Source organism: Stenotrophomonas sp. GSD10, from assembly GCF_056172695.1.
Genome location: NZ_JAOCMC010000002.1, coordinates 1,387,427 through 1,410,543, shown reverse-complemented (window position 1 = coordinate 1,410,543; position 23,117 = coordinate 1,387,427). Strand labels below are relative to the sequence as shown.

Annotated in this window: 15 protein-coding genes and 2 pseudogenes; 3 read left to right on the top strand and 14 right to left on the bottom strand. The window is 66.2% G+C overall.

Going from position 1 to position 23,117, the window contains the following annotated elements; genetic code table 11:
* Positions 1-12: 12 nt before the first annotated feature.
* On the bottom strand, positions 13-1,236 hold the full coding sequence (locus N4G47_RS06845; protein ID WP_475286033.1) for a cytochrome P450: 1,224 nt from the start codon (positions 1,234-1,236) through the stop codon (positions 13-15).
* A gap of 384 nt (positions 1,237-1,620) precedes the next feature.
* Between N4G47_RS06845 and hchA the strand changes: the two genes are divergently transcribed.
* A complete protein-coding gene (gene hchA / locus N4G47_RS06840) occupies positions 1,621-2,493 on the top strand; it encodes a glyoxalase III HchA (protein ID WP_475286031.1) in 873 nt (290 codons plus the stop codon).
* A gap of 62 nt (positions 2,494-2,555) precedes the next feature.
* On the opposite strand, the gene N4G47_RS06835 is transcribed toward hchA, so the two are convergent.
* Complete coding sequence (locus N4G47_RS06835) at positions 2,556-3,779, bottom strand: cytochrome P450 (RefSeq protein WP_475286029.1); 1,224 nt, start codon at positions 3,777-3,779, stop codon at positions 2,556-2,558.
* A gap of 407 nt (positions 3,780-4,186) precedes the next feature.
* Between N4G47_RS06835 and N4G47_RS06830 the strand changes: the two genes are divergently transcribed.
* On the top strand, positions 4,187-5,041 hold the full coding sequence (locus N4G47_RS06830) for an endonuclease/exonuclease/phosphatase family protein (RefSeq protein WP_475286027.1): 855 nt from the start codon (positions 4,187-4,189) through the stop codon (positions 5,039-5,041).
* A gap of 17 nt (positions 5,042-5,058) precedes the next feature.
* On the opposite strand, the gene N4G47_RS06825 is transcribed toward N4G47_RS06830, so the two are convergent.
* The 6 genes from N4G47_RS06825 to N4G47_RS06800 form a co-directional block, all read right to left on the bottom strand.
* Positions 5,059-5,322: a hypothetical protein gene (locus N4G47_RS06825; RefSeq protein WP_107232747.1), complete on the bottom strand. Its 264-nt coding sequence runs from the start codon at positions 5,320-5,322 to the stop codon at positions 5,059-5,061.
* A 150-nt stretch (positions 5,323-5,472) separates the two neighbouring features.
* The gene (locus N4G47_RS06820; protein ID WP_475286025.1) at positions 5,473-6,894 is read right to left on the bottom strand and encodes an efflux transporter outer membrane subunit; all 1,422 of its coding nucleotides are present in this window, start codon (positions 6,892-6,894) and stop codon (positions 5,473-5,475) included.
* Positions 6,888-7,625 (bottom strand): SDR family oxidoreductase, encoded by a 738-nt coding sequence (locus tag N4G47_RS06815; protein WP_106549383.1) that lies wholly within the window; start codon positions 7,623-7,625, stop codon positions 6,888-6,890. The genes N4G47_RS06820 and N4G47_RS06815 overlap by 7 nt, the downstream gene beginning before the upstream one ends.
* A gap of 63 nt (positions 7,626-7,688) precedes the next feature.
* A complete protein-coding gene (locus N4G47_RS06810; protein ID WP_049456792.1) occupies positions 7,689-10,859 on the bottom strand; it encodes an efflux RND transporter permease subunit in 3,171 nt (1,056 codons plus the stop codon).
* 127 nt (positions 10,860-10,986) lie between these two features.
* Positions 10,987-12,162 (bottom strand): efflux RND transporter periplasmic adaptor subunit, encoded by a 1,176-nt coding sequence (locus N4G47_RS06805; RefSeq protein ID WP_475286024.1) that lies wholly within the window; start codon positions 12,160-12,162, stop codon positions 10,987-10,989.
* Between the two features lie 138 nt (positions 12,163-12,300).
* Complete coding sequence (locus N4G47_RS06800; RefSeq protein WP_475286022.1) at positions 12,301-13,071, bottom strand: SDR family NAD(P)-dependent oxidoreductase; 771 nt, start codon at positions 13,069-13,071, stop codon at positions 12,301-12,303.
* 370 nt (positions 13,072-13,441) lie between these two features.
* Here N4G47_RS06800 and N4G47_RS06795 point away from each other — a divergent pair, with 370 nt between their 5' ends.
* Positions 13,442-14,473: a LysR family transcriptional regulator gene (locus N4G47_RS06795; protein ID WP_005416157.1), complete on the top strand. Its 1,032-nt coding sequence runs from the start codon at positions 13,442-13,444 to the stop codon at positions 14,471-14,473.
* 472 nt (positions 14,474-14,945) lie between these two features.
* On the opposite strand, the gene N4G47_RS06790 is transcribed toward N4G47_RS06795, so the two are convergent.
* The 6 genes and pseudogenes from N4G47_RS06790 to N4G47_RS06765 form a co-directional block, all read right to left on the bottom strand.
* Positions 14,946-15,641, bottom strand: coding sequence for an OmpA family lipoprotein (locus N4G47_RS06790; RefSeq protein WP_010484399.1), 696 nt, complete (start codon positions 15,639-15,641; stop codon positions 14,946-14,948).
* Between the two features lie 139 nt (positions 15,642-15,780).
* Positions 15,781-17,195 (bottom strand): annotated as a pseudogene (locus tag N4G47_RS06785) (cryptochrome/photolyase family protein).
* An 88-nt stretch (positions 17,196-17,283) separates the two neighbouring features.
* Positions 17,284-17,898 carry an inorganic diphosphatase gene (locus tag N4G47_RS06780; RefSeq protein ID WP_475286020.1) on the bottom strand — a complete coding sequence of 205 codons (615 nt, stop codon included), beginning with the start codon at positions 17,896-17,898 and terminating at the stop codon, positions 17,284-17,286.
* Positions 17,899-17,908: 10 nt separating this feature from the next.
* Positions 17,909-19,275 (bottom strand): annotated as a pseudogene (locus N4G47_RS06775) (purple acid phosphatase family protein).
* A complete protein-coding gene (locus N4G47_RS06770; RefSeq protein ID WP_475286019.1) occupies positions 19,272-20,387 on the bottom strand; it encodes a phytase in 1,116 nt (371 codons plus the stop codon). The pseudogene N4G47_RS06775 and the gene N4G47_RS06770 overlap by 4 nt, the downstream one beginning before the upstream one ends.
* Positions 20,387-22,900, bottom strand: a complete 2,514-nt coding sequence (locus tag N4G47_RS06765) for a TonB-dependent receptor (protein WP_475289902.1) — start codon at positions 22,898-22,900, stop codon at positions 20,387-20,389. Before N4G47_RS06765 ends, N4G47_RS06770 begins: the two co-directional genes overlap by 1 nt.
* Positions 22,901-23,117 lie beyond the last annotated feature (217 nt).

The following is a 23,117-nucleotide window of genomic DNA, read 5'->3' as shown; positions in this document are numbered from 1 at the left end:
CCTGCCCTGCGCTCAGGCGGCCGGTGCGCGGCGCGAGAACGTGCCGTGCAATGCAGCGGGAATCGCAAAGCCCTCCATGCGCACCTCCGGCCGGTAGCCACTGCCTGGCGTGAAGCGGTACTCGCGCGCCAGCAACGCGCACAGCAGCACCAGCTGCGCATTGCCCACCGCCGAACCCACACACGAACGGGTGGGAAACCCGTAGGGCACGTAGATGCCGGCGGTACGCTTGCGCCGTTCGGGGAGCCAGCGGTCCGGGTCGAACCGTAGCGGATCATCCCAGTACTTGGCCGAACGGTGCTGGATGAATGAGCTCAGTTCGAACACGGTGCCTTCGGCGATCGCCTGCCCTTCCACTTCAAGATCACAGGCGGCCACCCGGCGGTTGTTGAATGGCGTGGAGTACAGCCGCATCACCTCTTTCAGGAAGCGCATGGTGGCCGGAATACGCCCCATCGGCAATGCGTGGATCTCGGCATCGGACAGCGCCGCGAACTCTTCTTCGATGCGCTGCTGCCATTGCGGATGCATCTGCAACGCCAGCAGCAGGCAGGCGGCCATCATGCCCGGCACGCCGGAAATGGCGATCAGCTGCACGGTGACCAGGTAGGTGACCTTGTCCAGGCCGATGCGCTGGTGCAGCGACAGCAGCGATTGTGCGTAATCCAGATGGGAATGACCCGCACGCACGCGCCGTTTCAGCTCGGCGTGGATCACGCGCGACTCGGCGCGGTTGATGAGGAAGTTGCGCAACAGGTCGCGACGATGGATGACCTGCTCGACCTGGATGCTGTAGCGAAGATGCAGCGCGCGTTCGATGGCGGCCACGCCCCGCGCGTCCAATCCATCGATGACCAGTGGAATCAGCGGATGGGCCATCACCTTCCAGATGGCCGGCGTTGCGTCCTGCTCGACATCACAGAGCGCGTCCAGCGCCCGCCGCATGCGCGACTGCAGCACCTGCAATGTATCTGCGCCGGTGAGTTCGGCACTGCGCGTGGCGATCAGGCTGCGCACCTCGGTCCAACGCACGCGCTCATGCCGCCGGAACAGGTCCGCCAGCGATTCGATCACGAACAGATGCTCGGAATTTTCCTTGTCGATCTTTCCGGCCAGCTCCGGGCAGAACACCCCGACCCCGCCCGTGTCCAGCTTCAGCACCGGTCCCTCGCGCTCCACGCGTGCGGCCAGGCGCTCGGCAGCGACGGTGCTGCCTTCGTTCGACGTCCCTTGCATGAAGTACGCCTCCGGCAAGAAGGGACTCGAAGACGAGTCCCTTCGTCCTGCTGCAGATCAGATCCGGGCCGAAACCCGGGGAATCAGAACTCTACCCAGATCTGCCAGACCGTCCACACACTGCTCTTTTCGGTCGGATGGATGTTGAGGCTGACGCGCAATGCTCGGGCGAATCTTTTCATGATCACTCCTTTGATTGTGCTTGCTGTGTGGTTATGCCGGGATTATCCGGCCCCGGTTAGATAACACGACATAATCGCGCTGTCCAATCCATGCGGGTGGCGCAGTGCAGCATGCCGTAGCGTGAATGTCGCGGGTAAACCCTCATCCTGCGTGTGCAGGCACGCCTCTATGCTGGCCGCACATTCCCCCACGGAGATTGCCATGAATACGCAGGATTCCAGCCGCCAGCCCCGTCCCGATCCGGCCGAGCGCGATGCCTTTTTCCCCTCGCCCTACTCGCTGTCGCAGTTCACCTCGGCACTGAGCGATCTGTCCGGCGCCGATTATCCCGACGCACGTCGCGATGGCCGCTGGAAAGTGCTGATGATCGGCGCCGATGAGCGCTACCTGCCCACGGCCAATGGTCATCTGTTCTCCACCGGCAATCATCCGGTGGAAACGCTGCTGCCCATGTACCACCTGGACAAGGCCGGGCTGGACATCGATGTGGCGACGCTGTCCGGCAACCCCGTCAAGTTCGAGTGGTGGGCGTTTCCGCGCGAGGACCGGGAGATCGGCGGGCTGTACGAACGCTACCAGACACGGTTCCGCCAACCGCTGCGCCTGGATGACGTGGTGGCGGCCCTCGGCGCGGACTCGGACTATGCCGCGGTGTTCATTCCCGGCGGCCATGGCGCGCTGCTCGGTCTGCCCGACAGCCGCGCAGTGAAAGCCACCCTGCACTGGGCAATGACCCAGCAGCGGCACATCATCACGCTGTGTCATGGCCCCGCCGCGCTGCTGGCCGCAGGCGTCGACGAGGCCGACGGCGGTTCACTGTTCCGTGGCTACCGCATCTGCGCCTTCCCCGACGCCATGGACCGGCAGACACCGGAGATCGGCTACATGCCGGGACAGCTGCGCTGGTTCTTCGGCGAGCGCCTGGCGCAGCAGGGGGTGCAGATCGTCAACGCTGGCATCGATGGCAGTGTGTTGCAGGACCGTCTGCTGCTGACCGGCGACAGCCCGCTGGCCGGCAATGCGCTGGGCAAACTGGCCGCACGTACGCTGCTGGACACATTGGCCGGGCGCTGAGCACGGCCGCCCACGCTGCGGACCGAGGCGCCCACCGACGTGCTGCACGCGGTGGGTGCGGCTCAGCCGCGCGGGATCAACCGGCCGACGAAATCGACCGGATACGCAAAGCCTTCCAGCTGCATCCACGGCGTGGGCTGGGCCTGCACCTGCAACTCGAAATCACGCGTGACCAGCGCGCAGAACAGCAGCAGCTGGGCGTGCCCGACCGCGCTTCCGATGCAGGCGCGGGAGGAGAATCCGAACGGGACATAGGCGCCCTTGTTGGACTGGCGACGCTCCGGCAACCAGCGGTCCGGGTCGAAGCTGTCCGGCGCCTCCCAGAAATCGGGTGAGTGGTGCTGGAAGTAGGACGACAACTCGTACGCACCGCCCTTGCGGATGCAGACGCCCTCGATATCGATGTCGTGCGACGCCGGACGATGCAGGGCGAACAGACCCGGCCAGAGCCTGAGCGTTTCCTTGACGAAGCGCGAGGTGCACGGCAGCGATCTGATCGGCAGCGCATACAACTCATCCAGGCTGAGCGCCGAGGTTTCGTTGCGGATGCGGGCGTGCCACTGCGGGAAACGATGCATGGCGTACAGCAGACTGGCCGCAGTGATGCCTGGCAGGCCTGACATGCCGGCCAGCACCATCGACACCAGGTAGGCGACCCGATCCACCCCCACCCGCGGCACCAGGGGCAGCAGGGAGTGCAGGAAATCCTCGCGCGGCTGCGGCTCGCGCGCCCGGCGCCGGATGTGCCGCGAGACGGTGCGCGCGGCACGGCGCGAGAGATGGAAATCGATGACCCGGCGCCACCACGAGAAGTTCTGCAGCACGATGGCGTTGTAGCGGGTCTTCTGCTCGCCGATGAGCGCTGCCACATCGGCACGACTCAGCCCGTCGATCAGCAGCGGCAACAGCGACTGCGATATCGCCCACCAGCTCAACCCGCCCAGATCCTGCGGACGCGCCGCACGCTGCACAAGAAACGCATGCATGCGTTCATACAGCGCACGCATCTGCGCGGGCGCGGCCAGGCGCCCGGCCTGCTCGCTCAACAGTGTGCGTACCTCGCGCCACGCCACCGGGTCCTGCTTGCCACGCAGGCCCAGAAAATCGATCAACGAGTCCGGCACCGTATGCCGGTCGGTGTTGGCCTTGTCGATCCTGACCGCCAGCGCCGGATCGAAAATACCCACCACATCATTCTGGAACCGCAGCACCGGCCCTTCACGACGTACCCGCTCAAGCAGGTCGTCGATGGACATCACTTCCGCATCCGCTGCACGTTCATCCATGCCCAGCTCCTGACGCCAGGGAGGGCATCGGCCCTCCCTGGCGATGTCATCGAATACGTCGCGTCCTGCTGCTCAGAACAGATTCCAATAGCGATACCTGGAACGGATGCACTGCGTCGAATTGTCCGAACGCAGGTTCAGCGACACCTGCAACGCACGAATCAGTCGTGTCATGGCACAGCTCCTTGTGGTTCCATCATGGGTTGACGGTTGCGACTGCCCGGGCGAAGGCCCGGGCACCGCCGTTCTAGCACGCAGCCGCGCGCGCCCGGGTCAAGGCACGATGAAGAACGGCCTGAATACGCAGGAGGCATCGCTGCCGTTACCGCCAGTGCAGGCACATCCGGCCCCGCTCGATTCGTGCGATGCTGCATGAAACCGTTTTCATGGAATGGAGGGATTCCACGATGTTGTCGCGTTTCCGTTGCCCGGCACTGGTCGCGTTGCTGGCCTTTGCTCTACCTGCCGTCAGCTGGGCCGCAGCCCCGTCGCCGCTGAAGGTGATGTCGTTCAACGTCCGCACGCCGGCCGATACCGAGCCGGGCAAGCGCTGGCCGGACCGCCGCGATGCGATGGTCAAGGTCATTCTCGATGCCCATCCTGCAGTGATCGGTACCCAGGAACTGGTGCAGGAACAGGCCGACTACCTTGTCCAGCATCTGCCGGGCTATCGCTGGTTCGGCGAAGGTCGCCGCGGCGGCAATGGCGATGAACACATGGGCGTGTTCTACGACAGCACGCGCCTGAGCGTGGAATCGTCAGGCAATTTCTGGCTGTCCGATACGCCCGAGGTTGCCGGCAGCATCACCTGGGGAAACCTGTACCCGCGCATGGTCACCTGGGCGGTGTTCCGCCGCCTTGACGACGGTCGCCGCTTCTACTTCATGAATACCCACCTGCCCTACCGCGACGAGGACGAGCCCCGCCGCGTGAAGGGGGCCGAGCTGATCGCCACGCGTCTGGCGACGCTGCCGCCCGATCTGCCGGTGGTACTGACCGGCGACTTCAACAGCGAACCGGGAGGCGAAACGTACAAGGCGTTCACCCGCGTGCTGCAGGACACGCGGACCCAGGTGGCAGTGCCACAGGGTCCGCGCCTGACCTTCCATGATTTCACCGGCACACCCACCGTGCAGCTTGACTGGGTGCTGGTGCGCGGATTCCACGCACGCAGCTTCCTCACCGATGATCGCCGCATCCAGGGAGTGCTGCCTTCGGACCACTTCCCGCTGGTGGTGGAACTGGACTGGCCGAAGCGTTGAACCGGCTGTCGCGGCGGCTACAGCGATGCCCGCCGCGACAACAGCCGGTACAGTGCCTGGTGCTGATCGCGTGCCTGGCAGATCCGGGCGCCGATGGCCAGGAACACCGCGATCCCGATCAGCCCCAGGCCCAGCATCGAATCGACCAGCCGCAGGAAACCGACCGCTGCGGCCAACGTCGCCAGCACCATCAACGCCACGACCGCCACCGACAGCCCGGCGCCGGGTAGCCCGGGATCGCCGAACAACATGCGCTGGGTGTCTCGCTTTTCGTCTGTCATTGCCGTTCCTCCCGAGGGCCACCCCACTAGTTACACGGGGCGGCGGCGTTCCGGCAGAGTCAGAAGCGACATGACTGTGAACTGCACCACGACCCGAGGCATCGGGTCGGGCACGAAAGGGGCGACGGCCTCGGCCACCGCCCCTCCGGCTTACTGCGCCTGCGCCACGCTGGGCGGCTGCGGCGACTGCCCCCAGCCGCCCAGCGCCTTGTACACGCCCACCACGCTGACGTTGACTTCGGCTTCGGCCGCCGCCAACGCATCGTCAGCGGCCAACTGCGTACGCTGCGCATCCAGCAGGGTCAGGAAATCTTCCGAACCCTCGCGGTAGCGGATCTGCGCCAGCGACTCGGCCCGCCGCGCCGCCTGCGCCTGTTCAACCACGATGCCCAACCGCGCCTGCTGCTTGGAATAGCGGGTCAGTGCATTCTCGGTGTCTTCCAGCGCCAGCAGCACCGCCTGCTCGTACTGCGCCGCTACGCCTTCGGCCTCGGCCTTGCTGGCACGCAGGCGTGCGCGCACGGTGCCGAAATCGAATGCCGCCCAGCTCAGCGACGGCGTCAGCGACCACGCCTTGTTGTTGCCGTTGACCAGGCCGCTGGCATCACCGCCGAGGAAGCCGACAAAGCCGGACAGCGACAGCCGCGGGAACAGATCGGCGGTGGCCACACCTACCCGTGCCGTGGCAGCGGCCAGGCGACGCTCGGCCACACGCACGTCGGCACGCTGGCGCAGCAGTTCGCGGGTATCACCCAGCGGCAGTGCCTTGGCGAAAGCGGGTACCTCATGCGGTGCCAGCATGTCGGCCAGCACTTCGGGGCGTTGGCCCAGCAGCACGGCCAGGCGGTTGCGCGACTGCGTCTCGGCCACTTCCAGCAGCGGGATGTCGGCCTCGATCGCCTTCAAGCGGGCACGGCTGCTCTGCACATCCAGTTCGCTGCCGGCCCCCAGTTCCCAGCGTGCCTCGGTCAGCTTCTGCGTATCGCGCAGGTTGACCAGGGTGTGCTGGGCCACGGCGATGCGCTTCTGCGTACCGCGCAGCTCGAAGTAGTTGCGTGCCACTTCGGCGGCGACCAGCACCTGCGCGTCGGCCAGATTGGCCTGCTCGGCGTCGAGGTCGGCGCGCGCGGCTTCGGCAGCACGGCGCTTGCGGCCGAACAGATCCAGCTCCCAGCCGGCGTCGAAGCCGAGCTGGTAGCTTTCACTGAACACCCGCTGCCCACCCAGCTGCGGATCGGGTTGCTTGCGGCGGTCGTAGCTGCCGCCTGCGGTGATGTGCGGGGCCTGGTCGAAACGGCTTTCGACGAACACCGCACGGGCCTGGCTGACACGGGCCACGGCTACGCGCAGGTCGAGGTTGTCCGACAGCGCACCGTGCACCAGCTGCTCCAGCACCGGATCATCGAACTGCGCCCACCAGCTGGCCACCGGCGAGGCAGTGCTGAACACTGGCTGCTGGGCACCCTGCAGCACCACCGGTTCCTGCACCGGCGCCTTGTAGTTCGGGCCGACGCTGACACAGCCTGCCAGCACCAGGCTGGAGACGGCCATCGCCAACGTGCGGATCACCATGGCAGCACCTCGCCCAGGTAGGTGAAGCTGCCACTGGCGCCGGATTCACCGATCAGCGCCATTTCCACGCTGGAACGTGCGCCTTCGCTGATTTCGATTTCGCCGTTGCCGCCATTCATATCGGTCTTCACGTAACCCGGATGCACGGTGTTGACCTTGATCGGAGTGTTGCGCAGTTCGTAGGCCAGGCTCAGGGTCCAGCTGTTCACCGCTGCCTTGGAGGCGTTGTAGGCCGGCACCTTGAAATCGTAGATGCCCGATGCCGGGTCGGCATGCAGCGTCTGCGAGCCGAGCATGCTGGACACGTTGACGATGCGGCCGGACTTGGCCTGCTTGACCAGCGGCAGGAACGCCTGGGTCACCGCCACCAGCGCATACACGTTGGTGTCGAAGGTGCGCTTCCAGGTATCGAGTGATTGTTCCGACGGCGCCTGCGCCGGGTTCTCGATCATGATGCCGGCGTTGTTGACCAGGATGTCGAGGCGGCCATGACGCTGGCGCACCTGCTCGACCGCTTCGGCGATGCTGGCCGCATCGGTCACGTCCAGCTGGATGGCCTCCACCGGCAGGCCCTCGGCCTGCAGCTTCAGCGCCTGCTCCACGGCGGTCTCGCGCTTGCGGCCGGCCAGCAGCGTGTGCACTCCGGCCTGGGCCAGCTGGCGCACGGTCTCGGCACCGATGCCGCGGGTGGCGCCGGTGACCAGCGCGATCTTGTTCTGATGGGTGTTCATGGATTCATGCCTTGTGAGGGAAAGCCGCCGCCGGCCAGTGACCGGCGGCGACGGGGTTCCATGTCAGTGGTGGATGGTCGGCTCGCCGTGCTGCACCAGCTGGCCACCACCGTTGCGGGTGACGAACTTGCGCAGGGCCACGTAGAACACCGGGGTGAGGAACAGGCCGAACAGGGTCACGCCCAGCATGCCGGCGAACACGGTGATACCGGTCACCGAGCGCACTTCGGCGCCTGCACCGTGCGACAGCACCAGCGGCACGGTGCCGGCGATGAACGCGATGGAGGTCATCACGATCGGGCGCAGACGCAGGCGGCAGGCTTCCAGCGCGGCTTCAACGATGCCCTTGCCGCCCATCTCCAGCTCTCTGGCGAATTCGACGATCAGGATTGCGTTCTTGCACGCCAGGCCCATCAGCACCACCAGGCCGACCTGCACGAACACGTTGTTGTCGCCACCGGTCAGCCACACGCCGAACAGCGCGGACAGCAGGGTCATCGGCACGATCAGGATCACCGCCAACGGCAGCGACCAGCTCTCGTACAGCGCCGCCAGCACCAGGAAGGCCAGCATGATTGCCACCGGGAACACGATGAAGGCGGCCTTGCCCTGGGTGGCCTGCTGGTAGCTCAGGTCGGTCCATTCGGTGGTCATGCCTACCGGCAGCACCTTGCCGGCGATCTCGGTCAGCTTGTTCATCGCTTCGGCCGAGGACAGCAGGCGCGGGTCGGCTTCACCGGCCAGATCCGCTGCCGGGTAGCCATTGAAGCGCAACACCGGGTCCGGGCCGAAGGTCTGCTTGATGGTGACCATCGAACCGATCGGCACCATTTCGCCGCGGTCATTGCGGGTACGCAGCTTGCCGATGTCCTCGACCGTCTCGCGGAACGGACCGTCGGCCTGCGCGATCACCTGCCAGGTACGGCCGAACTGGTTGAAGTCGTTGACGTAGGCCGAACCCAGGTAGGTCTGCAGCGTGTCGAACAGCTCGGTGAGCTGCACGCCCTGTGCCTTGGCCTTGACGCGGTCCACCTCGGCATCCAGCTGCGGCACGTTGGCCTGGTAGCTGGAAATCGGGAAGGCCATGCCCGGGGTCTGCGCAACGGTGCCCTGCATTGCCTGCACGGCATTCTGCAGCGCGCCGTAGCCCAGGTTGCCACGGTCCTCGATGAACATCTGGTAGCCGTTGCCGTTGCCCAGGCCGAGGATCGGCGGCGGCATCATCGCGAAGGCGAAGCCTTCCTGCAGCCCGGCGATCTTCTGGTTGATCTCCGCGTTGATCTGCGCGGCGGTACGGCCATGACGCTCGGCGAACGGCTTGAGCGGAATGAACGCCACACCGGTATTCGGCGTATTGGTGAACTGCAGCGCGTTCAGGCCCGGGAACGAAATGGTGTGGGCCACGCCGTCGGTTTCCTGGGCGATCTTGGCCACCTTGCGCAGCATTTCATCGGTCCGCGCGATCGACGAGCCTTCCGGCAGCTTCACGCCGGCGATCAGGTACAGCTTGTCCTGGGTCGGGATGAAGCCCGGCGGCACCAGCTTGAAGATCACGCCGGTACCGACCAGCAGGATCGCATAGACCACGAACACCGCACCGCGACGGCCAAGGATGCGCGCCACGCCACGCTCGTACTTCTCCGAACTGGACTTGAAGAAGCGGTTGAACGGACGGAACACCCAGCCGAACAGGCGGTCGATCAGGCGGCTCGGGCCATCCTTCGGGGCGCCGTGGGCCTTCAGCAGGCGCGCGGCCAGCGCCGGCGACAGGGTCAGCGAGTTGATCGCCGAGATCACCGTGGAAATGGCGATGGTGACCGCGAACTGCTTGTAGAACTGGCCGGTGACACCGGACAGGAACGCCATCGGCACGAACACGGCACACAGCACCAGCGCGATCGCCACGATCGGGCCGGACACTTCACGCATGGCCTGGTGTGCCGCCGCGGTGGGCGACAACCCTTCCTCGATGTTGCGTTCGACGTTCTCCACCACCACGATCGCGTCGTCGACCACGATGCCGATCGCCAGCACCAGGCCGAACAGGCTCAGCGTATTGATCGAGAAGCCCAGCAGGTACAGCGCAGCGAAGGTACCGACCACCGACACCGGCACCGCGATGAGCGGGATGATCGAAGCGCGCCAGGTCTGCAGGAACAGGATCACCACCAGCACCACCAGGGCGATGGCTTCCAGCAGCGTGGAGACCACGGCCTTGATCGAGTCGCGCACGAAGATGGTGGTGTCATACACGGCTTCGTACTTCACGTCGGCCGGCATGGTCTTCTGCATCTCGTCCATCGTCGAGATGACCTGGTCGCGGATCTCCAGCGCGTTGGCGCCGGGCGACTGGAAGATACCGATACCGACCGCGTTCTTGCCGTCCAGCTGCGAGCGCAGGGTGTAGTCACCGGCGCCCAGTTCCAGGCGGGCCACATCGGCCAGGCGCACGATCTCGCCGTCCACACCGCTCTTGAGCACGATGTCGCCGAATTCCTTTTCGGTCTTCAGCCGGCCCTGGGCGTTGATCAGGGTCAGGAACTGGCTGTTCGGCAGCGGCTCGGCACCGAGCTGGCCAGCCGAGACCTGCACGTTCTGCTCGCGCATGGCGCGCACCACGTCGCTGGCGGTCAGGCCGCGCGAGGCCACCTTGTCCGGGTCCAGCCAGGCACGCATGGCGTAGTCGCCACCACCGAAGATCTGCGCGTCACCCACGCCTGGAATACGCGCCAGCGCATCCTTGACGTGCAGGCGTGCGTAGTTGCGCAGGTACAGGGTGTCGTACTTACCTTGCGGCGAGGTCAGGTGCACCACCATCAGGAAGGTCGGCGACTGCTTCTGCGTGGTCACGCCCTGCCGGCGCACATCCTCGGGCAGGCGCGCCTGCGCCTGCGCCACGCGGTTCTGCACCTTCACCGCCGCCGCGTCCGGATCGGTGCCCGGGCGGAAGGTCACGGTCATCTGCAGCACGCCATCGGAGCCGGCCACCGACTTCAGGTACATCATGCCTTCGACGCCGTTGATGGCCTCTTCAAGCGGCGTGGCAACGGTCTCGGCGATGACCTTGGGGTTGGCGCCCGGATACACCGTGCGCACGACCACCGACGGCGGCACCACTTCCGGGTACTCGCTGATCGGCAGGATCGGAATCGTGATCAGGCCTGCGGCGAAGATCACGATCGACAGCACCGCCGCGAAGATCGGCCTGTCGATGAAGAAACGGGAAAAGTCCATGGAGGAATTCCTGGGAAAGGCATTCGGCGGGCAACAGCCACCCTGCCCCTCGCCGAGATGACGAAGGCAGGGAAGGCTGCCGCTGGCGCCGGCAGCTAAGCGGAAACTCGGATCAGGAGACGGCGGATCAGTACTTCAGGGCGGCGGTGGCATCGCGGCCCGGTGCCGGCGCCGGCTGTGGCTGCATCGCCACCGCCTTGGCCTGCACCGGCATGCCCGGCATGAAGACCTTCTGCACGCCGTCGATGATCACCTTGTCACCGGCGGTCAGGCCGTGCTCGACAATGCGCAGGCCGTCGGCGGTGCGGCCGAGCTGGATGTCACGGCGCTGCGCCTTGCCATCCTTGTCGACCACGTAGACGTACTTGCGGTCCTGGTCGGTCAGCACCGCCTTGTCGTCGATCAACAGGGCCTGGAACTGGCCACTGCCGAGCAGCTGCACGCGGGCGAACAGGCCCGGCGTGAACTGGCGGTCGGCGTTGTCCAGCAGCGCGCGGACGCGGATGGTACCGGTGCTGCGCGCGACCTGGTTGTCGAGGAAATCGACCTTGCCTGCATGCGGGTAGCCTTCTTCACCGGACAGGCCGACCTTCACCGGCAGTTCGCTGTCACGTTCGCTCGGGCGCTCGCCCTTGCGAGCCATCTGGGCATAGCGCAGGAAGGTGCTTTCGTCGGCATCGAAGTAGACGAACACCGTATCCAGCGAAACCAGCGTGGTCAGCACGCTGGCGCTGTCGCCGGCGGTGACCAGGTTGCCGGCGGTGACCATCGCGCGGCCGGCACGGCCGTCGATCGGTGCACGCACCTTGGTGAACTCCAGGTTGAGGCGGGCCGCATCCAGCGCGGCCTGCGCCGCCTGCACGGCGGCACCGGACTGGTCGGCGGCGGCACGACGCTGCTCGGCGGTCTCGGTGGAGATCGCCTGCTGCTCGGACAGCCGCTTGGCACGCTCGGATTCGCTGCGGGCCAGCGTGGCCTGGGTACGGGCGCGGGCCAGTTCGGCGGCGGCGCGATCGTACTCGGCCTGGTAGCTGCGCGCGTCGATGGTGAAGAGCACTTCGCCCTTCTTCACTTCCTGGCCTTCGACATAGTTGACCTTGTCGATGTAGCCGGACACGCGCGGACGCAGTTCAACGCTCTGTACCGCTTCGACGCGGCCGCTGAACTCGTCCCACTGGCTGACCTGCTTGACCAGGACCGGCGCGGCGCTGACCTGCGGCGGCGGCGGCGCACCGGCTTCTTCGGCATGGCCGCCGCTGCACGCTGCCAACACGGCCGCGGCGAGGATCGACACGCCGACCATCGCGATGCGATGGCCGAAACGATGTGGGGTGGTATTGGGGAAGTCATGGCATGCATCCGTACGGAGGGGTGGTACAGCTATAGGAAAACGTGTTGCAAAAAGCGGCGGCGAATACTGCGACCTCAACCTTGGTCGAGGTCAAGCGACGCCGGCGGTATCGCGCCACAAGGGAGGAATCTCCAGGTGCAGCAGGCCGCGTGGCAGTTCGGCGTCGCTGCTGTCACAGCGCACGATCGCGCGGTTGTCACGGCAACCATCAAGCAGCGAGACCACGCGACGGCCGACCAGCAGCGAGCTGGGCCACTCGATGCAGGCATTGGCGGCATTGGCCGGGGTGCAGACCGGGCTGCAGACTTCCAGCATCTGCGCGCGTACGCCCAGAGCCTGTGCCTCCTGGTGCACCACCTGCGCGTACATGCGCATCGCCGCCGCGGTGATCGAGCTTTCGCCGTAGCCCGCCCATGGCTTGACCGCCGCCGGGCTGCCGATCATCACGTAGCGGCGCGCGTGCACGTTGTCCTGCAGCAGCGGCAGCAGGTGACGCACCGCATGCACGTGCGGCATCAGATCGGCCTGCATCGCGCCAAGCAGTTCGTCGCCATTGCGATCGACCACGCGGCCGCGGCGATACGGGCCGCCCATCGCGGCGATCACCGCCGCCAGCGGGCGCGGGCGCTGCGCGATGCGCTCGGCCAGCGCGCGCGCCGAGCCGTCGTCGCTGAGCGAACCCAGCACTGTCTCCAGGCCCGGCTCATCGGCGAACTGCTCGTGCAGCGCAGCCAGCCGGCCCGGATCGCGGCCCACCACCAGCACCGGGCTGCCCGCTTCCAGCAGCGCACCGACCACGCCCTGGCCGACCGCACCGGTGCCGCCGAGGACCAGGACTTCGGGCGTCAGCATCCCATTCACGGGACATTTCCTCCCAAATCCGGGATAGTCCCAATTCGACGCAGCCGGTCACCCCCGTGGGGATCAGCCGGATGACACCGCCACGCTGCTGACGCATGGGCGCGGTAAACTCACGAAAGTCCTTGTGTACCAAGGAACTCGGACGGGCTTCGACGGTCATCGCCAGGTCCAGGGTGCTCTGGCCGGCGTTCCGGAGTCGGGCAAGAATGTTGCGCAGGCTCATGGCGGACGGGCTCCAATTAACGAATGGCGCCACGATAGACCTCAAACCTTTACTTGATTAGTCCTGATTAAGGGGAATAATCATCCCGCTCCCGGTCCAATCGTTCTGTCACGATTGTCCCATCCCCGACGTCCAGGATCCCCGACCATGTCCCACGATCTCAACGAGACGCTGATCTTCGTCAAAGTGGTTGAGCAGGGCAGCTTCATTGCCGCTGCCAAATCGCTCGGCCTGCCCAAGACCACGGTCAGCCGCAAAGTGCAGGAACTGGAAACGCGCCTGGGCGCGCGCCTGCTGCACCGGACCACGCGCCGCCTCGGCCTGACCGAAGCCGGTTCGATCTACCACGAACATTGCCAGCGCATCGCCCGCGAGCTGGAAGAAGCCGAGAGCGCGGTGAGCCAGCTGCAGTCCGGCCCGCGCGGCTGGCTGCGCTTCACCGTGCCCTATTCGATCGGCATCACCTGGATCGCCCCGCTGCTGGGCCAGTTCCATGCGCAGTACCCGGAGATCCGGCTGGACATGCATATGGGCAACGAGAAGCTGGACCTGATTGCAGGTGAAGCCGATCTTGCACTGCGTGTGGGTGCCCTGCCCGATTCCAACCTGGTGGCGCGCAAGCTGGGCAGCCTGCGCACGCAGGTGTTCGCCAGCCCGGCCTACATCGAACGCTACGGCGAGCCGCTGCATCCTGAAGAGCTGCAGTTCCACCGCATCCTGGCGATGCGCAAGCCCTACCACACCGGCAACTCGCCGCGCTTCACCTGGCAGCTGGGCGAGAACGGCGGCGAGCTGCGCGACTTCCCGGTCACGCCGCTGATGACCGCCAACGACATGTCTGCGCTGAACGGTGCGCTGGTGTGTGGCGAAGGCCTGCTGTTGACCGGCGACGTGATGGCCAAGCCGTTCGTCGAGTCGGGCATGGTGCGCCGCGTGCTGGCCGGCTGGACCGGGCCGGAAGTGGATTTCAACGCGGTGTTCGCCGGTGGCCGCCTGGTCTCGCCGAAGGTGCGTGCGTTCGTCGACTTCCTGGTCGAGAAGCTCAACTTCGATGCCAACTACATGCTGGCGCAGTGCCCCGGCGCGAAGCTGGCACAGCAGCAGAAGGCGCAGGAAGATGCCGCGCTGGAAAGCAGCGGCAAGCGCATCCTGGAGAAGGTGGCCGCTTCGGCGGCATGACCGGAAGCATCCACGCATGGCGTGGATCTACCGGCATTCCGTAGAGTCGAGCTTGCTCGACTGCTCTTGCGCTTCAGTCGAGCAAGCTCGACTCTACGGGCGCTATCGGTGTTCCGAGCAAGCGCGGCACCTACAAAAATGCCGCCTGCAAGGGCGGCATTTTCGTTCCGGCTGCGTCCGGCTTCCGGTAGATGCCGACCTTGGTCGGCGCCGTTGGGAGAAGCCGCGGCCGGCAACGCCATCGGCGTGCCGAGCAAGCTCGGCACCTACAAAAATGCCGCCTGCAAGGGCGGCATTTTCGTTCCGGCTGCGCCCGGCTTCCGGTAGATGCCGACCTTGGTCGGCGCCGTTGGGAGAAGCCGCGACCGGCAACGCCATCGGCGTGCCGAGCAAGCTCGGCACCTACAAAAATGCCGCCTGCAAGGGCGGCATTTTCGTTCCGGCTGCGCCGGAACCGCAATAACGCCATGCGTTATTGCTTGAGCGGAATCACACGGATCTCGACGCGGCGGTTCTTGGCGCGGCCGGCATCGGTGCTGTTGTCGGCAATCGGGTAGGACTTGCCGGCGCCCAGGGTTTCAATGCGCACGCTCTGCACGCCCTGGCCGATCAGGTACTGCGCCACCGAGTCGGCACGTTCCTTCGACAGGCGGTTGTTGACCGCGTCGCTGCCGATGCTGTCGGTATGGCCGACCACTTCGATCATGGTCTGGTTGTAGTCGCGCAGGGTACCGGCAACGCCATTGAGCGAACCGTAGAACTGCGGCTTCAGGGTCGACTTGCCGAAGTCGAAGGTGATGCCGTCGGGCAGGTTCAGCATGATGTTGTCGCCCTGGCGCTGCACATCGATGCCGGTGTTGGCAGTGCGCTCACGCAGCGCGCGTTCCTGGCGATCCTGGTACTGGCCAACGGCGGCGCCGCTGAGTGCGCCGATACCGGCACCGATCAGCGCATGCTGACGACGCTCGGTGGCGCTGTCGCCGGTCAGCAGACCAGCGGCCACACCAATGGCGGTACCGATCAGGGCGTTGCGGCCGGTGCGGTTCTGCTGCTCGGTCGGGTTGCCGTACTGGTCACTCTGTACGTAGGAGCCGCCGGTGGCGCAGGCCGACAGGACGGCCGCACTCATCAGGGCCAGTGCGACGTTGCGGGTGGTGTTACGGATCATGAGGTTCTCCTTGGTTTCCGGTCGGCCGGCGGCCTGCGGGCGCAAAGAGAATAAACAGCCCGATGCGATGCCGGAATGATGATCCATGCCCTCGACAGGGGCGCGTTCAGCTAACTGACTGGCTCGCTCAGCCAGCACTTTACCCTGCCCCCGACTGGCGGTAGGCCGCCAACGCGGCATCGCGTCCGGCGGCCAGGTCCACCAGCGGCGTGCGCGGATAGCCCGGCGCATGCGCGGCCAGCAATTGCGGATGCTGCCAGGGCGCAAACCGCGCCTTCACCGGCAGCGCGGCCAGTTCGGGTACCCAGTGGCTGATGTAGCGCGCCTGTGGATCGAACTTCTCGGCCTGGGTCACGGGGTTGAACACACGGAAGTACGGCGCGGCATCGGCACCGGTTCCCGCCACCCACTGCCAGCCCATCGTGTTGTTGGCCAGGTCGGCATCGACCAGGGTGTCCCAGAACCAGCGCGCGCCGTGCAGCCAGTGCGCGCGCAGGTGCTTGCACAGGTAGCTGGCGACGATCATCCGCACCCGGTTGTGCATGTAGCCGGTGTGCCACAGCTCGCGCAGACCGGCATCGACGATCGGCACGCCGGTGTGGCCGCGCTGCCAGTCGCGCAGCTGCGCGGCGCTGGGGTCCGCCCAGGGAAGCGATCGAAGCGCGGATTGAGATTGTCGGTGGGCGTCTTCGGGAAGTGGTGCAGCAGGTGATAGGCGAAGTCGCGCCAGCCCAGCTGGCGCAGGTAACCATCGATGTCGGCGTCGGTACCGGCGCTGCGCAGCCCCTCCAGCGCGTGGGCGATGCGCCACGGCGCAATCTCGCCGAAATGCAGATGCGGCGACATTCGCGAGGTCCCGACCCGGTCCGGCAGGTCACGCTGCTCCCGGTAGCCGCGCAGGGCGCCGTCCTCGAACACGGACAGCGCTTCCAGCGCCCCGGTCTCGCCCGGCTGCCAGTGCTCCCAGAAGCCGGTGTCCCAATCCAGCGCCGGCGCAAGCTGCAACTCGTCCAGCGCGAGGCTGTCGACCGAATGTACCGGCAGCGTCTCCGGCGCGGCCTGCAGCGCGGGCAGGCGCCAATGGCTGAGCACATTGCGCCAGTACGGGGTGAACACCTTGTACGGCTGGCCCTGCTGGGTGGCAATGTCCCAGGGCTCGAACAGCAGGCTGCCATTGCAGCTCTGCGCATCGACACCCTGCTCGCGCAGCGTGCGCTTGATGGTGGCATCGCGTGGCTGCGTGGCCGGTTCGTACTTGCGGTTCCAGTACACCGCTTCAGCGCCGGTCTGCCCGATCAGCGCCTGCAGCGTTGGCAGGCTGTCACCGCTGCGCAGCACCAGCGAAGAGCCACGCGCGCGCAGGTCGGCATCCAGCGCCGCCAGCGAACGGTGGCGCCACGCATCGGAGGCCGCACCCGGCGCCCACTCGCCTTCCTCATGCGGTGCGTGCAGGTAGACCGGTACCACGTCATGACCGGCATCCAGCGCGGCCTGCAGGGCCGGATTGTCCTGCAGCCGCAGATCACGGCGGAACCATAGCAACGCTACCGACACAGACACCGCCTTCGTTGTGGAAGGCGCACATGATAGCCAGCGGCGGTGAAGGCGATGCGTGCACAGGGCATCCACCCAGGGCATGGATCTACTGCTTGAAGCGCTGCATCGCCTCGCTGATCAGAGCACGCGCTTCAGCAGCGTTGCCCCAGCCGTTGAGCTGCACCGGGTTGCGCCCGGCCGGCAGGTCCTTGTAGACCCGGAAGAACGCCTCGATGCGTTGCCGCTCGATCTCCGGCAGATCGTCCAGATCACGGATGTTGGCGTAGCTCGGATCCACCTTGTCGGTGGGCACGCCGATGATCTTCTCATCGTGCTCGCCGCCGTCGATCATCTTCAGGTAGCCGATCGGGCGGAAGCGCACGATCACGCCCGGATGCAGCGGCTCGCGGGTCAGCACCAGTGCGTCCAACGGGTCGTTGTCACCGGCCAGCGTGCGCGGCATCGAGCCGTAGTTGGCCGGATAGGCGACCGGCATCGACTGGAAGCGGTCCACATGCACCAGACCGTCTTCCTTGATCTCGTACTTGGTGAAGCTGCCCGCCGGAATCTCCACGGCCAGATTCACCTCCTGCGGCGCCTGCTTCGGCTGCGCCACCAGGAACGGGTGCAGCACAGCATCTGCGGCGGTCACCGCTGTCGCGAGCAGCAGCAGGGCGCCGCCGATGGCAGCCATGGGGACAAGACGGCGTGCAGCGTTCATCCAGACCTCCTCATTCCCAGCAACGGTCTGCGCGACCCTTGGCGGTCTGCGCACGCGGGCAGTCGCGTGGTGCGATGCGCCCTTCGGTCAGCTCGGTACGCTGCTTGCCCCCTGGGCATCGCGGCGCAGTTCAAAGCTGTCGTACAGGCGTCCGGTCACCGTACGCGCTTCATAGCGCAGGCGCTGTGGGTCGATGCGCAGTATCTGGAACAGCTGGGTATCCTCGGCCACCGGATCCATCGTCCTGCGCGCTTCATCGGAAAGGCGGTACTGCTTCGGCCCGGCCACGGTCACCACGTACTGCGGCGTCGCGGCCTGCCCTTCGCCACGGCGTCCGTAGGTGTGATCGTGGCCTTGCAGCACCAGATCCACCTTGTGGCGACGCACGACCGGCAGCAGCACATCACGCAGCGCGGCGTTCTCGCGCCCTTCGCGCGGCGAATAGAACGGCTGGTGCAGCAGCACGAGGGTCCATGGCTGCGGACTGGCCGTCAGCACCTTGTCCAGCCACTGCGCCTGCGCCTTGGCCGTGCCCAGGTCCAGTGCCGAAGTACCGTCGAGCACCACCACGCGCACGCCCTGCGCGTCGAACCAGTAGCTGGTCTGCTGCGCAGCACTGGCGCCGTTGCCCGGCAGCGCGAACGTCACCGGCCAGTGCCGGCCCAGCACCCGGCGCTCCTGCGGGGTGTCCTCGAATTCCTCGAAGTATTCGTGGTTGCCGATCGCCGGCGCCACCAGCGTTTCCTGCGCCAACCAGCCGGTGGCGGCGAACCATTCTCCCCACTCGCTGTCGTCCATGTTGTCGCCGCCACTGACCAGATCGCCCGCGAACAGGCTCATCCGCGCGTCCGGCGCCGCCTTCTGCGCCGCGCGCACCACGCGGCTGACATGGCTGAGGTTCTTGTTCTGGGTGTCGCCGAAGTACAGCAGGGTCAGCGGCTGCTCGGCGGTGGCCAGCGTGCGCAGCTGGTTCCAGGCACTCCAGCTGCCGTTGCCCTGCACGCGGTAGACGTACTGGGTATCCGGCTGCAGTCCGTCGATGTCGGCGCGATGGTGGTGCGACACGCCGTTCTCGGTCTGCAGCGCACGGGTCGTCGCACGGATCTGGCGGATGCCCTCGATGGCCGGTGAATCACCGGCGATGGCAATCTCCAGCAGCGGCGTCTGCACGCTGCCATCGGTGCGCCAGGCCACGGCGAAACCGTGACCGGGATCGGCTGCGGGCGAGGCTACGATACGGTCCGGCAGCGCTGTCGCTGCGTAATGGCGACTGCCCACCGGCACCTGGGTATTCGGTTCGGCCGCCGCGAACGACAGCGACGGCACGGCCAACAGCAGGCCCAACACCCGCGCGCGCATCACCCAGGGCCGGCTCATGCGCCACACTCCAACGGCAGCGCCAGCTGCTTGGCAATGCTCTCCCAATCGAACGCCACCACGCCCTGGTCATCATGCACTGCGTACAGCGCACCATGCGGGAAGCGCGCACTCGGCTGCTGCATCAGCCAGATGCCATCGGTGTTGGCCACGGTATTGCCCTGGAAGGCGCCCACCGGCTTCAACGTGTGGCGATCAAACAGGTGGAACACGCTGCGCTGCTTGCCCTGTTCGGTGGTGATCCACCAACCATCCTTGCCGCAGGTGCGCAGGGTCACGCCCTCGGCCTGCGCCTTGAACACATCGCGGCCGAAGGTGGTGCCGGTGAAACGCCCGGCCAGGGTGTAGACCTTGAATTCGCTGGCGTAGCTCTCGTCCTCTTCGGCGATCAACAGGCGATCGTTGTCCGGGTCGCCCCAGATCGATTCGACCACGCGCAGCGCACCGGCTTCGCTGGTGTCACCGATGCTGGCGACGAGCTTTGCCTCGACCTTCGCACCGTCGCGGGTCACGTGGTACTGGCGCACGCGCTTGTCCAGCTCCGCCAGCGGCGGCAGGATGTCACGCCCCTGTGCATCCTCGCCGTTGTCCCAGGAGTCGGTGACGTAGACGCTGTAGCCATCGGCACGGCGGTCGACCCACAGCCCGTACGGCTTGCGCAGGTCCTCGGCAGCGAACGTCGCCAGCGGAGTGAAGTCCGGCAGGCCCAGCACCTGTACGCGGTGATTGTCGCGCTCCACGATCCACAGCAGGTCGTCGGTCACCGCAATTCCGTTTGGGCGGTCGAACTGCCCAGGCGCGGCGCCGCTGCTGCCGACGTCGCGCAGGTGCTGGCCGGTGCTGCCGTAGTAGACCACCAGCTTGTCGGTGGCCTTGGCAGTGGCGATCAACCACAGCGTTCCGTCAGGTGCGCGCCAGGCAGCAGGGGAATCGATGTTGTCGGCCGGCGTCATCGGCGAAAGGAACGCCTCGGCGATGGTGGTCACCGCACGCTCGGCTGCGGCCTTTGCCTCGGGCGTGGCCACGGACGGATCGTTGCCGGTGGCCGGCGTGCAGCCAGCCACCAGGGTCGCGGCCAGTGCGGCAGCCAGCAGGGTGATGCGACGCGCCATCACAGTGCCACCTTCAGGCCCAGCGCGTAGGTACGGCCATACTCTTCCATCTGCAGGGTGCGCGAGCGTGTGCCCTGGTACAGCTCAAGCGGCTTGTCCAGCAGGTTCTGCGCTTCGAAGTACATGCTCACGCGCGGGGTGAACTTGTAGTCCAGCGAGAAGTCGAGCTGGGTATTGGGCGCGACATAGATGTCGAAGGCGCGGCCCTTGCCGATGCTGTCCAGATACTCACTGCGGTACACCGCCGCCAACCGCGTGCTCAGGCCGTACTTCTCGTAGCCGACGTGCGCGCTGTAGACGTGCTTGGACGCGCGCGGCAGGGTGAAGTCCTCACCGGCACGATCCTCGATCCCCGCGTCGAACTCGGTGTCCAGCCAGGTGCCACTGGCACCCACCAGCAAGCCGTCCAGGCCCGCCGGCAGGAAGGCCAGCTGCTGCTGCCAGTTGAACTCGGCACCGCGCACGGTGGCCTTGCGGCCATTGACCGGCAGGGTCACGTCGAAGCCGCCGTAGTCCGGATCATTGGTGCGCACGGTCTGCACGATGTAGCCATCGATCGATTTGTGGAACAGGCCCAGCGAGACGATGCCAGTGCTGCCGATGTACTTCTCCACCGACAGGTCGATGTTCTTCGATTCGTACGGGTCCAGCTCGGGGTTGCCCAGACGCACTTCTTCGTCGCCACGGCTGTAGCCTACGCGCGGCGAGACGTCGCCGAACGACGGACGCGATACGGTCTTGTTGGCCGAGGCGCGCAGCACCCAGTCATCGGCGGCGTCATAACGCAGGTGCAGGCCCGGCAGCACGTTGGTGTAGCTGCTGTTGGCCACGCGCGGGGTGACGGTGAAGGTGCGACCATTGGCGGCGACGTCGACCTGGTTGCCGATCGCCTTGAAGCGGGTGTTCTCCACCCGCACGCCGCCGATGATGCGCAGCGCGCCGACGTCCCACGTTCCCATTGCGTAGCTGGCGAAGATGTCTTCGCTGGCCACGTAATCTTCCTCCAGCGAGGTCATCGCATTGGCGCCGACGTCCTGCGGGCGGGCACTGTACTGGTTGCCGTTGGCGGCCCAGAACGCGCGCATCGCGGCCGAATCCATGCCTGCCCCCATGTCGCCATGGCGGTGCTCGGGCGAGCCGGCGTTCCAGCTCGACAGCGCCACCTTCGGGCCGACCCGCAGCTCGTTCTCATCAACATTGACGTCGCGGTCGCGCCAACGGCCCAGCAGGCCGAACTTGATGCTGCTGCTGTCGCCGTCGAAACGCACGTTGACCTGCGCGCTGTGTTCCTTGTCATTGACCTGCTTGGGCGAGAGCACGAAGCGGTCGAAGGCGTAGTTGGCGTTGTCCAGCCACTGCGGGTTGTCGAAGCTGTAGCTGGGCAGGCGGCTGCTCTGGTCAAGCGTGCCATTGAAGGCCTTGCCGTTGAGCTTGAAGCGCGCCTCCATCTCATCATTCACCCGCTCCTCGGTGCGGGTGTAGCCCACCTTGTAGTCGACCACCGCGTGGGTCAGCTTGTTCTCACCGCCCAGGCTGGCCGCGAAGGTGTTCTCCTTCTTGGTGCGGTAGCGCATGCGCTTGTCGATCGAATCCTTCGGCATGCCGTCCAGGCGGTACTGGTCGGTGCCGGTCTGCACCATCTTGGCGTCGTCGAAGTTGAAGATCACGCGCTGCCGGGTCTCGGCATCATCGAACTGGCTGTACAGCGTGCGCAGGTAGTACCGGCTGTCTTCGTTGGGACGCCAGTCGAGGTTGAGGTTGGCACCGATGCGCTTGCGCTCGATCTCGTACTTGCGGTGCTGCAGATTGATCGCGGTGACATCACCGGGTGCGGCGTCATCCTCGCCGTCGTACTCCACTTCGGTGTTGTCCGACTCGAACTTCCGCTTCTGGTAGTTCACGCCCAGCGCCACGCCGAAGGTATCGTTGAACACTTCGCTGTAGTTGAAGGCGGCCTTGGGGCTGGTCTCGCCGGACAACTGCTGGTGGCTGCCTTCGATCTTGCCGCGCAGGCTGCGGCCGTCGCGGTCGAAGGCCGAGGCCGACTCCACCAGCACCGCGCCACCGATGGCGTCACCGGGCATGTCCGGGGTCGGCGACTTCACCACGCGCAGGCGCTCGGTGGAATCGGACGGGATCACATCCAGCGGTGCGGCACGGCTGGAATCCTCCGGCGTGCCCACGGCGATGCCATCCACACTGACACTGTTGAGGTTGGCGTCCAGGCCGCGGATGACCACGAAGCGGCCCTCGCCCTGGTCGCGGGTGACGCTGATGCCCGGCAGGCGCTGCAGCGACTCGGCCACGTTCTTGTCCGGGTACTGGCCCAGCGCATCGGAGGACACCGCGTCTTCGATGGCGTCGCTGCTGCGCTTGAGGTCGACCGCGCGGATCTGCGATTCGAGCTGGGCACGCACTTCGATGCGGTCCAGGTCGACCGCATCAGAGGCCACGGCACCGGTGGCGGCGACCGCCTGCTGCCCGGCGGCCTGCAGCGGTGCCGCGGCCCCCATCGCCAGGGTCAGGGTGATGGCAACGGCCAACGGAGTCTTGATATGCACTGGGAATCCCCATTCCTGTTAAGAATGGGTCTGCACGGTATGTCCGCAAGGTTGCATGGCCATGACATGCGTCTGCACATTTCATGTACGACGGTAGCGCGCCCGGTTTGGGGTTGGGCCCGGCAATCCGGCAAAATGGTGGCCTCTCTCCTGATTCCCCTTCCCGACC